Consider the following 12,997-nt stretch of genomic DNA (forward strand, 5'->3'; position numbering starts at 1 on the left):
CAAGCTTCGCCCTCCTCGACGCGGGATGGGAGTGAGCGAGGCCGCGCTGCTCGCTCCGCTCACGCGCTCACACGGTCACGTCTGTGAGCCCGACCGGAAGTTCATGAGCTGTCGACGTCGCAGGGGGTGCCGCGCATCGCCTGGGTGACGTCGACGTCGCCGCGCGGCAGACCGTGCAGCTGGATCCAGCCGTCGGCGGTCGACGTCGTGCAGCCGCTGCCGTCGATCGCCCAGTGCGGCGACGCGTGGATGCGAACGGTCACGGTGCCCGGCCCGCTGACGTGCACGGTGAAGCGGTCGGGTCCCATCGAGACGAGCTTGCCGGGACCGTCGACGAGGCCGTGGAAGCCGTCGACCTTCCAGAGCCGCCAGTGCGCGTCGTGCCACACCGGCGTGAGGTACGAGAGGCCGTGCGCGAGCAGCTGCGCCTCGACCTTCGACGACGGGTCGAGCTGCGTGTCCGGCAGCGCCACGTACTCGACGCCGTTGGCGGCGAGCCAGCGGCGGTAACTCGACGCAGTGAGCGTGCCGTCGTAGAACCGCGCCGCGTACGCGTGGTCGAGCTGTCGCTCCCAGCCGCGCGCGAGCGCGTACTCGGGCGCGACGTACGCGGACTCCCAGTGCCGGTACGTCGCCGCGATCTCGAGCCGGCCGAAGCCGTGCGGCATCTCGTCGAGGACGTGGAGCAGGGGCGCGTAGTACGCGCGACTCGTCGACGGATCGGCGTGCGCGAACGCGATCGAGTCGACCGCGGGGATCCACTGCCAGAGCAGCATCGGCACCGCGAGCGCGAAGACGAGCGCGCGTCGCTTGTCCCAGAGGACCGCGGCGAGCAACGGGCCGGCGGCGTACTGGTTCAGCCGACTCACGTTCCCGCCGAGCGGAGTCGCGACGAAGAACGCGCCGATGACCACGAGCCCGTAGATCGCCGCGCCCCACCGGAGCGCCGCGAAGCGCTTCGGAACCATGAACAGCACGAGGCCGCAGACGAACAGGTCGCAGGCGAAGTCCCACAGCGGGTACGGCTGCGCGCCCGGGGACGGGAAGAGGAGCGAGATCACCGCGATCGGTGCGACCGCGCAGACGGCGATCGACCACGCGGCGACGCGTTCGGTGCGGCGCGCGCAGCCCCACGCGACCGCGGCGACCGCGAGGAACAGCGCGGCGACGGGGCTCGCGAGCGCGCACAGCACACCGCAGAGCGCGCCGACGATCGGCCGGTGGCGCTGGAGCGCGAGCACCGCACCGAGGGCGAACGTCACGCCGAGTCCGAAGGTGACGCGGCCGACGGCGAGGTTCGTGACCGTGCTCGTCGCGAACCACAGCGACGCGAACCGCGCCGACGTTCCGAAGGCGCGGCGGGTCAGGAGATGGAAGAGGAATGCGGAGCACGCGCCGCTGACCGCGGCGAGGCCCATGGGCGAGAGCGCGGCCGCGAGCGCGGGCGAGACGACGGAGTAGTCGAGCGTCGGCGTGCCGCCGAACCACTGGCTGTTCCAGAGCACGAAGCCGTAGCGGCGGAAGAGCTCGACGCGGAAGAGCTGCGCCGGGAGGTCGGAGCCCCGCCAGCCGAGCACGATCGCGCCCACGGCGAGCGCGCCCGCGAGCAACGCGGCGAGGAGGGCGCCGGGAACCTCGCTGGATCCGCGCCGCCGCCGCGAACCGAGCGTGATGAGACCCGCGCTCACGGCTGGAAGGGAGAAGTCCGCATGGCGCTCCTGCGACGCTAGCCGGGGAGCCGGATCAAAGAGTCTCGATTGCCTGGGGTACGATCCCGGGGCATTTGGTCGGGCCGAGCATTTCGGCTGTCACCCGGTGATCCGGGCCGACTCCCACGCATGTGGCGCGTCGGTCCTCGCCGCGCCCTCTGGCGAAGGAGCCGTACCCGTGACCACCACCGCGAAACCGAGCGCGACCCGTCCGTCGCTCGTCCGCGACCGCGACTTCAAGGTCGCCGACCTCTCGCTCCACCAGTTCGGTCGCAAGGAGATCGACCTGGCCGAGCACGAGATGCCGGGCCTCATGGCGCTGCGCGAGAAGTACGTCGACGAGCAACCGCTCGCCGGCGCGCGCATCACCGGCTCGCTGCACATGACGATCCAGACCGCGGTGCTCATCGAGACGCTCGTGCACCTCGGCGCCGAGGTCCGCTGGGCGTCCTGCAACATCTTCTCGACACAGGACCACGCGGCCGCCGCGATCGCGGTCGGTCCCGACGGCACCCCGGACGATCCTCGCGGGGTGCCCGTGTTCGCGTGGAAGGGCGAGACGCTCGAGGAGTACTGGTGGTGCACCGAGCAGGCGCTGCGCTGGCCCGACGGTGGACCGAACATGATCCTCGACGACGGCGGTGACGCGACGCTCGCGGTGCACCGCGGTGTCGATTTCGAGAAGGCGGGCAAGGTTCCGAAGCCCGGCCCCGACGACTCCGAGGAGTACGGCTTCGTGCTCGGGATGCTCGAGCGCGTCCTGAAGGCCGACCCGAAGTGCTGGACCACGATGGCCGGCGAGCTACTCGGCGTCACCGAGGAGACGACGACCGGCGTCCACCGCCTGTACCAGATGATGGACGCGGGCTCGCTGCTGTTCCCCGCGATCAACGTGAACGACTCGGTCACGAAGTCGAAGTTCGACAACCTCTACGGCTGCCGCCACTCGCTCGTCGACGGCATCTGCCGCGCGACCGACGTGATGCTCGCGGGCAAGGTCGCGGTCGTGTGCGGCTACGGCGACGTCGGCAAGGGTTGCGCGCAGTCGCTACGCGGGCAGGGCGCGCGCGTCATGGTCACCGAGATCGACCCCATCTGCGCGCTGCAGGCCGCGATGGAGGGCTACCAGGTCGTCACGCTCGACGACGTCGTCGAGAGCGCCGACCTGTTCGTCACCGCGACCGGCAACCTCGGCATCATCAGCGCGGCCGACATGGCGCGCATGAAGCACAACGCGATCGTCGGGAACATCGGTCACTTCGACAACGAGATCGACATGGCCGGCCTGCAGAAGCTGAAGGGCGTCGAGCGGGTCAACATCAAGCCCCAGGTCGACGAGTGGGTCTTCCCCGACGGGCACTCGATCATCGTGCTCGCCGAGGGTCGGCTGCTGAACCTCGGGTGCGCGACCGGTCACCCGAGCTTCGTGATGTCGAACAGCTTCAGCAATCAGGTGATCGCGCAGATCGAGCTCTTCACGCACCGCGACTTCTACGAGCGACGCGTCTACACGCTTCCGAAGCATCTCGACGAGGAAGTGGCGCGGCTGCATCTCGACAAGCTCGGTGTGAGGCTCACGCAGCTCTCGCCGACACAGGCCGAGTACCTCGGCGTGCCGGTCGAGGGTCCGTTCAAGCCCGACCACTACCGGTACTGATCGGCGTGGAGGAACTTGCCGACCGCGTCGCGGTCGTCACCGGGGGTGCGAGCGGGATCGGACTCGCGCTCGCTCGCACCTTCGCGTCGGAGGGCATGCGCGTCGTGCTCGGCGACGTCGAGGCCCCCGCGCTCGAAGCGGCGGTGAAGGAGCTCGACGACGGCGGCGCGACCGTCATCGGCGTGCCGACCGACGTGAGCGATCCGGAGCAGGTCGAGGCGCTCGCGCGCGCCGCGGAGCAGGAGTTCGGCGCGATCCACATCGCCTGCAACAACGCGGGCGTCGGCGCGGGCGGGCTGTCGTGGCAAGCGCCGCTCGAGACGTGGCAGTGGGTGATCGGTGTGAACCTGTGGGGCGTCGTGCACGGCGTGCGCACGTTCGTGCCGCGCATCATCGAGCAGGACGCGGGCCACGTCGTGAACACCGCGTCGGTCGCGGGCCTCGTCGCCGCGCCGTTCATGGGTCCGTACAACGCGTCGAAGCACGCGGTCGTCGCGATCTCGGAGACGCTGCACCACGAGCTGGGGATGATGGCGCCGCACGTGAAGGTGTCGGTGCTGTGCCCCGGTTGGGTGAACACGCGCATCGGCGAGAGCGAGCGCAACCGGCCGTCGGCGCACGCGGTCGAGCGCAGCAGTGAGGAGTCGGTGATGCAGGAGGCCCTGCGGGGCTTCCTCGCCGGCGGGCTCGATCCGATGGTCGTGGCCGGGCGCGTCCTCGACGCAGTCCGCACCGACCGGTTCTGGGTGCTCACGCACGACGACGACGACTCGTGGATGGCGGCGATCCGCGCCCGCGGTCAGTCGGTCTCGGACCGCACCAACCCCGTCTTCGGAATGCTGTGATCTCGGGTCGGGCTCGCAAGCTTCGCCCTCCTCGACGCCTCGGTCGCCGGCTCGGGCGAGCCGCGTAGCGACCCGCCCGTTCTCGCGGGAACGGTCAGCTGCGGGCGAGGATCAGGCCGGCGCGTTCGGCTTCCTCCGCGACGACCGTTTGCATGCGCGTGGCGAAGCGGTGCTCGGCGAACGCGTCGGCGTGCGCGCGCAGGACGTTCGCGTCCCAGTCGCGTGCCGCGAACCGCGTGATCGCGTCGGCGATCGCGTCGGGAGTCGGCGTCTCGAAGTAGAGACCGGTCGTGCCGTCGCGGACGGTGTCGAGGTATCCGCCGTACCGCAGTGCGAGCGTCGGCTTCCCGAACGCCGCGGCCTCGACCGGCGTGAGGCCGAAATCCTCGTATGCGGGCGCGACGAGCGTCGCGCACTCGCGGTAGAGCCAGCGCAGCTCGGGATCGGTGATGGTTCCCAGCACGCGCACGTTCGGCGGCGCGGTGCGTTCGATCTCGACGCGCTGCGGACCTTCGCCGACGACGACGAGGCGCGCGTCCGGACGCACCGCGAACGCGTCGACGGCCGCGCGCACGTTCTTGTACTCGACGAGGCGCGAGACGCAGAGCGCGAACCCCGGTGTCAGCCCCGCGACCGGCCGGGTCTCGCCGTCGATGCTCAATGCCGGCGGCGGATGGAGCACCTCGGCTTCGATGCCGTACGTGTCGCGTACGCGCTGCCGGATCACCGACGAGTTCACGAGGTAGCGCGCCGCGCTCGCGGCCGCGCGCCGGTCCCAGCGCCGGAGCGGCGGCCCGAGCGCGCCGAGCACCGCGCGCGTCAGGCGGGCGTCGGGCGCCACGTAGTCGTCGGCGAGGTAGAGCCAGTGCGCGGGGTTGTGGCAGTACACGACCTTGCGCGCGTTCGTGCGCGCGCCATGGGCCCAGCCGCTCGAGCTGCACACGACGATGTCGGCGTCGATCTGTGCGCGCGAGAACGAGGGTGCGAGGAAGGGGAGCGCGAGGCGGTGCCGGCGGCGGAGGGGCGTGACGCGGTTGATGGGGAGCGGCCGGATGTCGAGCTCCGCGAGCTCGGGGAACGTCGCGTCGGGTTCGTAGAACGCCGTGTGCACCGGAGCGCCCGGGAACGCGCGTGCGAGTGCGAGCACGACGCGTTCGGCGCCTCCGAACTGCGTGAGGTAGTCGTGGACGATCGCGACGCGAGCCGTGGTCACGGACCGCGCTCGACGAGGCGAACGACCTCGAACGCCTCGACGTATCCGTCGCGGTGGCAGCCCGTGAGGCTCCAGCGCCGAGCGTTGACGCGCACGAACTCTTCGGACACTGCGACCTTGCCGAGCTGGCTCTCGTACAGCGAGAGCAGCTCGCACTTGCGGTCGATCGACGCGTCGATGTCGACGAAGAAGCTCGGCGCGAACTGCTCGGTCGAGTGCGACTCGTAGGCGAGCACCTCGTCGACGCGCCGGAACGCGGCGCGTGCGGCGCGTCCGAGGTGGCGGTGGTCCTGGTGCGAGTCGCGGTGGCAGGGCACGAGCACGCGCGCCGGCCGGTGCTCCGCGGCGATCGCTTCGAGGCTCGCGATCACGTCCGCGATCGCTCCGAGCTCGCCGTCGGCGAGCCCGAGCACGTGCAGCTCGGCGCCGAAGCTCGCAGCCACCTTCTCGGCCTCGACGATCCGGTCCGCGCCGGCGGGCCGGCTGCGGCCACCGTCGGTCGCGACCACGAGGACGAGCCGGTAGCGGTGGGCCCAGCGCAGCAGCGAGCCCGCGCAGCCGATCTCGATGTCGTCGGGGTGTGCGCCGACGGCGACGAGGGTCGGGAACTCGCCCGCGCGCCGCGCGGCGGTCATGCGGTCGCCGGCGCGCGGTCGAGCACGAACACGGTCTCGGGCTCGTCGCACGCGATGCGACCCGCGGCCTCGTAGCCCTGCATGAACGCGTGATCCTGGTTCGAGATCTCGTAACGCCACCCGCCGAAGCGGCCGCGGCTGTAGATGTCGAGCGCCTCGAGGGTCGCGTGCACGTCGGGGAGCACCTCGCGCCGACCGAGGAACGGCGTGGGGTATCCGTGCTCGAGCCGGGTCGACCACACGTGCTCGATCCGGCCCCCACCCCATCCGTCGAGCAGGTGCTGCGCGTGGGCGACGACGTCGGCGACGACGCGTGCGCCGTCGATCGGGCGCGCCGGCGACTCGCTCACCTCGCAGAGCAGTGACCACGTGTGCGCGTCGTCGGGCACCATCCCGGGCGAGTAGTTCGACAGCACGCTCGCGCGGTGGAACGGGATCGCGGTGTCGGGGAAGTAGAGCCACCGCTTGCTTGCGAGCGCGTCGGGAACGGCGCCGTCGATGCCGAGGCCCACGACGTTCGTCGAGGAGTGCACGAGGCGCGGGCCGAGAGTGCCGAGCGCGCGCCGCGTGCCGTTCTCGACGAGCATCGCGAGGAGGCGATCGAGCGGGAGCGCGGAGATCAGCGCGTCGTAGGTGAGGCGCGCCCCCGACGCGAGGTGCACCGTGCGCGCGTCGGGGTCGATCGCGACGACGGTCGCGCCGAACGCGAAGCGGTCGAGTCCGACCGCGCTCGCCGCGCGCTCCCAGATCTCGCCGGTACCGCCTTCCGGATAGGGGAACGACTCGTCCTCGCGCGCCTGCACGGCGACGTCACGCTCGCCGTCGTCGTCGCCCGCGCGCGGATCGCGTCCGTCGATCGTCGGCACGTTCGCGGCCGCGCCGCCGCTGCGGTGCGTGACCCAGTCGCGGTCGAGGGTGTCGGTCGCGTACGCCCACATCTTGAAGTTGAACGGACGGAAGAACACGTCGGCGAGGCCGGGCCCGAACTGCTCGAGGATCCACGAGTCGAAGGTCTCGTCGGCGGCGGGTGTCCGCGTCGCGAGACCGTCGAGGCAGCGGTCGCGATCGGTCTCGGGCAGCAGGTCGACGTGCTGTTGGAACGGTGTGGGCACGAACCGATCGCCGTGCCACACCGAACCGGCGCGGTCGATGCGCGCGCGGCGCGCCGACGGCACGACTTCCTCGACCATGCGGTCGAACGCCGCGGCGTGCGAATAGATGACGTGGCCGCCGAGGTCCCAGCGGTAGCCGGCGTCGTCGACGACGGTGCCCGCGAGCCCGCCGGTGCGCGCCGACGCTTCGAGCACGAGCCAGTCGGGAGCCTGCGACCCGAGCGCGCGGAGCCGCCAGGCCGCGCCGATGCCCGTCGGCCCGGCCCCGAGCACCAGTACCGGGACGTGCCCATCGCATCCTGCCAACGCCGCGTCGGCGTCCGTCCCCACGAGCCCTCGCCCCCATTGCGATCTCGACGCGCTCCTTCGCCTGATCCGGACGGTACCGGTGTGCGGCCGGGACGACAAACGCGTCGCGATCTCGGTGGTTGTCGCACCTCCCACGTAGGTTCGGCGCGTGCCACGCGATCCGACCGGCCTCGCGGAACCGACGACCCGGGTCCTCGGCGCGCTCGTGCGCGCCGCGCTTCCCGCTCGGTGCCCGGGATGCGGCCGGCGGGCCGAGCCGATGTGCGCGGCGTGCGCGGCGGGGCTGCGCGCGGCGCCGCGGCTCGCCGTGCCGCCCGGGCTCGCCGCGTGCGTCGCGCCGTTCGCTTACGAGGGCGTGGCGCGCGAGCTGGTCGCGCGGGTGAAGTATCGGAACCAGCGGGCGGCGCTGCCGTGGCTCGCCGGCGCGATGGCGGACGCGCTGGCGACGCGGACCCGGGTCCCGCCCGACGCCGTCGTCACGTGGGCCCCGGCGAGCGCGTCCCGCCGGCGGGCGCGCGGGTTCGATCACGGCGAGCTGCTCGCCCGCGCGGTGGGGGACCGGCTCGGGCTGCCGGTCGCCGGGCTCCTCCTCCGGGCCCCCGGTCCGGCCCAGACCGGTCGGGCACGGGCCGAGCGCCGGCCGGGCCCGGGGCTCCGGGCGACCCCGGCGGCGAACCGGCTCGGGTCGGTCGTCGTGGTCGACGACGTCCTCACGACCGGCGCCACCCTGGCGGCGGCCGCGGCCGCCCTGCGCCGGGCCGGGGTGGGCCGGGTCCTGGCCGTCACCGCCGCCGCGACCCCGCCGCCGGCTTGGTGATGGTCGATCCGCCCGAACGGGCGGATCGCGCCGTGGGCCGCGGCGCCGGGCCGTCCGATCCGGGACCGACGCCGGCGGTCGGTGGGGCTGGTCCAGACCCCTGCCTATACTCCCGCGCATGACCGGAGCGGGCGCGGGTCGCGTGACCGCGCCGACCGTGAGGGCGTGACGGTGGTCGACATCGTCGTCAACGCCCGGCACACCGAGGTCTCTCCGCAGCTGCGTGAGACGGCTCGTAAGAAGGTCGCGCAGCTCGAGCGGTTCGCGAGCGACGCCCGCCGGATCGAAGTCGAGTTCTCCGACGTCGCCAGCCGCAGCCCGGCCGACGCCCACACCTGCGAGATCCTCGTCCACCTCAAGGGCGAGCTCGTGAAGGGGGTCGCGTCCGCTTCGGAGCATCCGGCCGCGCTCGACCTCGCGTTCGACAAGGTCCGGCAGCAGATGCGCAAGCGACACGAGCGACGCAGCGGCGGGCTGGCCGCGGCCCGCCGCCGATCGGCGTCCGCCGCGGGCTCGAACGGGTCGGCGCCCGAGCCCGGCGAGTCGGACTGAACGAGCAGGTCGGCATGGAGGCCGTCGGACCCGGGATCGGTGTGCGCGTGCTGCTCGTCGACGAGCACGCGCTCTTCCGCGAGGGGCTCGCGCTCGCGCTCGCCGGTGTCGACGACATCGAGGTCGTGGGCGAGGCCGCCGACGGCAACGACGCGCTGGACGCGGTGACGACCCTGACACCCGACGTCGTCGTGATGGACGTGCGCATGCCCGACGACACCGGTCCCGCGGTGATCGCGCGTCTGCGCACCGCGAGTCCGGAGACGAAGGTTCTCGTGTTGACGGGATCGCAGGACGAGGGCGACCTCGTCGACGCGATCCGCTGCGGTGCGACCGGGTATCTCCTGCGCGACGCGTCCGTCGACGAGGTGGCCGACGCGATCCGCTCGGTCGCACAGGGCATGGGTGTCGTGGCGCCGTTGATGACGACGAAGCTGCTCGAGCAGTTCGGCGCGTTGCTCGGCGACCTTCCCGACTGGCGCCGCCCCCAGCTCACGGGTCGCGAGCTCGACGTGTTGCGCCTGGTGGTGAAGGGATTGCCGAACCGCGAGATCGCGACCGAGCTGTTCATCTCGCAGAACACGGTCAAGAACCACGTGCGCAGCATCCTCGAGAAGCTGCGCGTGCGTTCGAAGGCGGACGCGGCCGCGGTCGCGACCCGCGAGGGCCTGCTCGCCTGACACCCTGCTCGCCCGACCTCGGGCGGGTCCGGCTCGGGGAAACCCGCCGGTAGAGTGCATGCCCGCATGAGTCTCTTCCAGAAGGTTCTCCACGCCGGCGAGGGCAAGAAGCTCAAGATCGTCCAATCGGTCGTTCCCGCCGTCGCCGCGCACGAGGCCGAGATGGAACGCCGCTCGGACGACGAGCTGCGCACGCTCACGGGCGAGTACAAGAGCCGCCTGGAGCAGGGCGAAGACCTCGACGACCTGCTGCCCGAGGCCTTCGCGACCGTGCGCGAGGCCGGCCGGCGCGTCCTCGGTCAGCGTCACTACGACGTGCAGGTCATGGGCGGCGCCGCGCTGCACTTCGGCTGGATCGCCGAGCAGAAGACGGGTGAGGGCAAGACGCTCGTCTCGACGCTCCCCGCGTATCTCAACGCGCTGACCGGGCGCGGGGTGCACCTCGTCACGACGAACGACTACCTGGCGCGTCGCGACGCGCAGTGGATGGGCCGGGTCCACCGCTTCCTCGGGCTCGACGTCGGCGTCGTGTACCCGAACGACGACCCGCCCGACGAGAAGCGCAAGCACTACGCCGCCGACATCACGTACGGCACGAACAACGAGTTCGGTTTCGACTACCTGCGCGACAACATGTGCGAGACGCGTGAGCAACAGGTGCAGCGCGGGCACTACTTCGCGATCGTCGACGAGGTCGACTCGATCCTCATCGACGAAGCGCGCACGCCGCTGATCATCTCGGGCCAGGTCGCCGAGGCCGCCGAGATGTACTACCAGTTCGCTCGCATCGTGCGCGGTCTGCAGCGCGATCGCGACTACGAGGTCGACGAGGCGAAGCGCACCGTCGTCCCGACTGCGGAGGGCATCCAGCGCGTCGAGGACGCGCTGTCGATCGCGAACCTCTACGACGACTTCAACCAGAACTATGTGCACCAGCTCCAGGCCGCGCTGCGCGGCAAGGAGCTGTTCCACCGCGACGACGACTACATCGTCGCCGACGGTGAAGTGAAGATCGTCGACGAGTTCACCGGCCGCATCCTCGAAGGCCGGCGCTGGAGCGAAGGTCTGCACCAGGCGGTCGAGGCGAAGGAGGGCGTGCGGATCAAAGAGGAGAACCAGACCCTCGCGACCGTGACCCTGCAGAACTACTTCCGCCTCTACGAGAAGCTCTCGGGCATGACCGGCACGGCGTACACGGAGGCCGGCGAGTTCGCGCACACCTACGACATGTCGGTGGTGCAGATCCCCACGAACCGGCCGATGGTCCGCGCCGACCAGGGCGACCTCATCTACAAGACCGAGGACGCGAAGTACGAGGCGGTCGTCACCGACCTGAGCGGGCGTCACGAGACCGGCCAGCCGGTGCTCGTCGGCACGATCTCGGTCGAGCAGTCCGAGAAGCTCTCACGGCTGCTCGAGAAGAAGGGCGTTCCGCACCATGTGCTGAACGCGAAGCAGCACGAGCGCGAGGCGAACGTCATCGCCCAGGCCGGTCAGCTCTACGGCGTGACCGTCGCGACGAACATGGCCGGTCGCGGCGTCGACATCCTGCTCGGCGGGAACCCGGAAGGCCTCGCGCACACGGAGCTGCAGAAGGAAGGGCTCACCGAGGAGGAGGAGCCCGAGAAGTACCAGCAGTTCGTCGAGCGCTTCGCGAGCGAGTGCTCCGCCGAGGGTGACAAGGTGCGCGAGCTCGGCGGCCTGTACGTGCTCGGCACCGAACGGCACGAGAGCCGCCGCATCGACAACCAGCTCCGCGGCCGCGCCGGCCGGCAGGGCGACCCCGGCGAGAGTCGCTTCTACCTCTCGCTGGAAGACGAGCTCATGCGCCTCTTCGCGACCGGGCTCATGAGCCGGGTCATGGACCGTGCCTTCCCGGACGACGTGCCGCTCGAGGCGAAGATGGTCTCGAGGGCGATCGAGCGCGCGCAGCACACCGTCGAGGACCGCAACTTCGAGATCCGCAAGGACGTCCTCAAATACGACGAGGTGATGAACGAGCAGCGCAAGATCATCTACCGGCGCCGCCAGCAGATCCTCGACGGCGAGGACCTGCGCGAAGAGGCGATGGAGGCGGTCTCGGGCGCGGTCGACCGGCTGCTCGACCGCTTCTGCCGTGGTGACTACGCGGAGGAGTGGGACGTCGACGAGCTGCTGGTCGGCCTCGCCGAGTACTTCCCGGTCCGCCTCACGAAGGACGAGCTCGTCGCGACCGAACGCCGGTCGGGGCTCGAAGCGGTCCTGCAGAACGAGGCGGTCGAGCTCTACGAGGAGCGCGAGAAGAGCGTCACGACGCAGTCGGGCAACGACGACGCGTGGCGGGAGATCGAACGGCGCGTGATGCTCGCGATGATCGACCAGGGGTGGCGCGAGCACCTCTACGAGATGGACTACCTGCAGGAGGGCATCAACCTCCGCGCGATGGGTCAGCGCGACCCGCTCTCCGAGTGGCAGCGCGAGGGCTTCGACATGTTCGAGGCGATGATGGGGATCATCGAGGACAACTTCGTCCGGTACATGTTCCACATCGACGTGCAGGTGCTCGAGCAGGACGAACGTCCGCGCACGCCGGTCCGCCGGCTCAGCTACAGCGCACCCGACGAGTCGGCGCAGGGATCCACCGCGATGCAGGCCGCGAGCCAGCCCCGGCCCGGTGAGGACCCGGGTGTCGTGGCCGCCGCGATGAGCGCCGGCGCGGTGCCGTCGCCGATGCAGACGTCCGGCATGCGGGCGTCGGCGCCCGACGCGCCCGTCCAGCCGGTGAAGGTGGAGAAGACGCCGGGTCGCAACGAGCCCTGCTGGTGCGGCAGCGGGAAGAAGTTCAAGCTCTGCCACGGTCGCTGAACCCGGCATCCGAGGATCATGCGCGATTTCACCGAAGAGCTGCGCGAGCTGCGCCGGCGCGTCACCGACGCGCACGCGTACCTGCGCATCGACGACCTGCGCGGCCGGCTCGTGCACCTGGAGACCGACGCGAGCCGTCCCGACCTCTGGGACGATCCCGAGAAGGCGCGCCTCGTCACGACCGAGATGTCGCGCGTGCGCGCGGATGTCGAGCTCGTCGACGGGCTCGACGCGCGCGTCTCTGATCTCGAGACGCTGTTCGAGCTCGGGCGTGAAGAGAGCGACGACTCCGTCGAGGACGAGATCGCGCAGGGCGCGCGCGGACTCGCAGGCGAGCTCGACCAGCTCGAGCTGCGCGCGCTGTTCACCGGTGATCACGACGAGCGCGACGCGATCTGCGAGATCCACTCCGGCGCGGGCGGCACCGACGCGCAGGACTGGGCGCAGATGGTGTTGCGCATGATCCGGCGCTGGGCCGAGACCAAGGGCTTCGAGGTCGAGGTCGACGAGATCAACGAGGGCCAAGAAGCCGGGATCACGTCGGCGACCTTCATCGTGAAGGGGCGTTACGCGTACGGCATGCTCGAAGGCGAGCGCGGGGTCCACCGGCTCATCCGGATCTCG

The 12,997-nt window shown here is 71.1% G+C and carries 11 protein-coding genes; 7 read left to right on the forward strand and 4 right to left on the reverse strand.

Annotated features, from left to right (window positions below; all coding sequences use genetic code 11):
* Window positions 1-101: 101 nt before the first annotated feature.
* On the reverse strand, window positions 102-1,688 hold the full coding sequence (locus VH914_08335; GenBank protein HEX4491194.1) for a hypothetical protein: 1,587 nt from the start codon (window positions 1,686-1,688) through the stop codon (window positions 102-104).
* 199 nt (window positions 1,689-1,887) lie between these two features.
* Here VH914_08335 and ahcY point away from each other — a divergent pair, with 199 nt between their 5' ends.
* Window positions 1,888-3,366 (forward strand): adenosylhomocysteinase, encoded by a 1,479-nt coding sequence (gene ahcY, locus VH914_08340; protein HEX4491195.1) that lies wholly within the window; start codon window positions 1,888-1,890, stop codon window positions 3,364-3,366.
* Window positions 3,367-3,371: 5 nt separating this feature from the next.
* Window positions 3,372-4,211, forward strand: a complete 840-nt coding sequence (locus VH914_08345) for an SDR family NAD(P)-dependent oxidoreductase (protein ID HEX4491196.1) — start codon at window positions 3,372-3,374, stop codon at window positions 4,209-4,211.
* A gap of 94 nt (window positions 4,212-4,305) precedes the next feature.
* Here VH914_08345 and VH914_08350 read toward each other — a convergent pair whose 3' ends face one another.
* Genes VH914_08350 through VH914_08360 form a run of 3 tightly spaced genes read right to left on the reverse strand, consistent with a single transcriptional unit; the run spans window position 4,306 to window position 7,444 of the window.
* On the reverse strand, window positions 4,306-5,424 hold the full coding sequence (locus VH914_08350) for a glycosyltransferase (GenBank protein ID HEX4491197.1): 1,119 nt from the start codon (window positions 5,422-5,424) through the stop codon (window positions 4,306-4,308).
* A complete protein-coding gene (locus tag VH914_08355; GenBank protein ID HEX4491198.1) occupies window positions 5,421-6,059 on the reverse strand; it encodes a PIG-L family deacetylase in 639 nt (212 codons plus the stop codon). Before VH914_08355 ends, VH914_08350 begins: the two co-directional genes overlap by 4 nt.
* Window positions 6,056-7,444 carry an FAD-dependent oxidoreductase gene (locus VH914_08360; GenBank protein ID HEX4491199.1) on the reverse strand — a complete coding sequence of 463 codons (1,389 nt, stop codon included), beginning with the start codon at window positions 7,442-7,444 and terminating at the stop codon, window positions 6,056-6,058. The genes VH914_08355 and VH914_08360 overlap by 4 nt, the downstream gene beginning before the upstream one ends.
* Before the next feature lie 184 nt (window positions 7,445-7,628).
* Here VH914_08360 and VH914_08365 point away from each other — a divergent pair, with 184 nt between their 5' ends.
* The 5 genes from VH914_08365 to VH914_08385 form a co-directional block, all read left to right on the forward strand.
* On the forward strand, window positions 7,629-8,297 hold the full coding sequence (locus VH914_08365) for a phosphoribosyltransferase family protein (protein ID HEX4491200.1): 669 nt from the start codon (window positions 7,629-7,631) through the stop codon (window positions 8,295-8,297).
* A gap of 165 nt (window positions 8,298-8,462) precedes the next feature.
* Window positions 8,463-8,849: a ribosome-associated translation inhibitor RaiA gene (raiA, locus tag VH914_08370; protein HEX4491201.1), complete on the forward strand. Its 387-nt coding sequence runs from the start codon at window positions 8,463-8,465 to the stop codon at window positions 8,847-8,849.
* A gap of 14 nt (window positions 8,850-8,863) precedes the next feature.
* Window positions 8,864-9,529, forward strand: coding sequence for a response regulator transcription factor (locus VH914_08375; GenBank protein HEX4491202.1), 666 nt, complete (start codon window positions 8,864-8,866; stop codon window positions 9,527-9,529).
* Between the two features lie 66 nt (window positions 9,530-9,595).
* Window positions 9,596-12,373: a preprotein translocase subunit SecA gene (gene secA / locus VH914_08380; GenBank protein ID HEX4491203.1), complete on the forward strand. Its 2,778-nt coding sequence runs from the start codon at window positions 9,596-9,598 to the stop codon at window positions 12,371-12,373.
* An 18-nt stretch (window positions 12,374-12,391) separates the two neighbouring features.
* On the forward strand, window positions 12,392-12,997 hold a 606-nt coding region (locus VH914_08385), incomplete at its 3' end, for a PCRF domain-containing protein (GenBank protein HEX4491204.1).

The organism is Acidimicrobiia bacterium, from assembly GCA_036271555.1.
Lineage (GTDB): Bacteria > Actinomycetota > Acidimicrobiia > IMCC26256 > PALSA-610 > DATBAK01.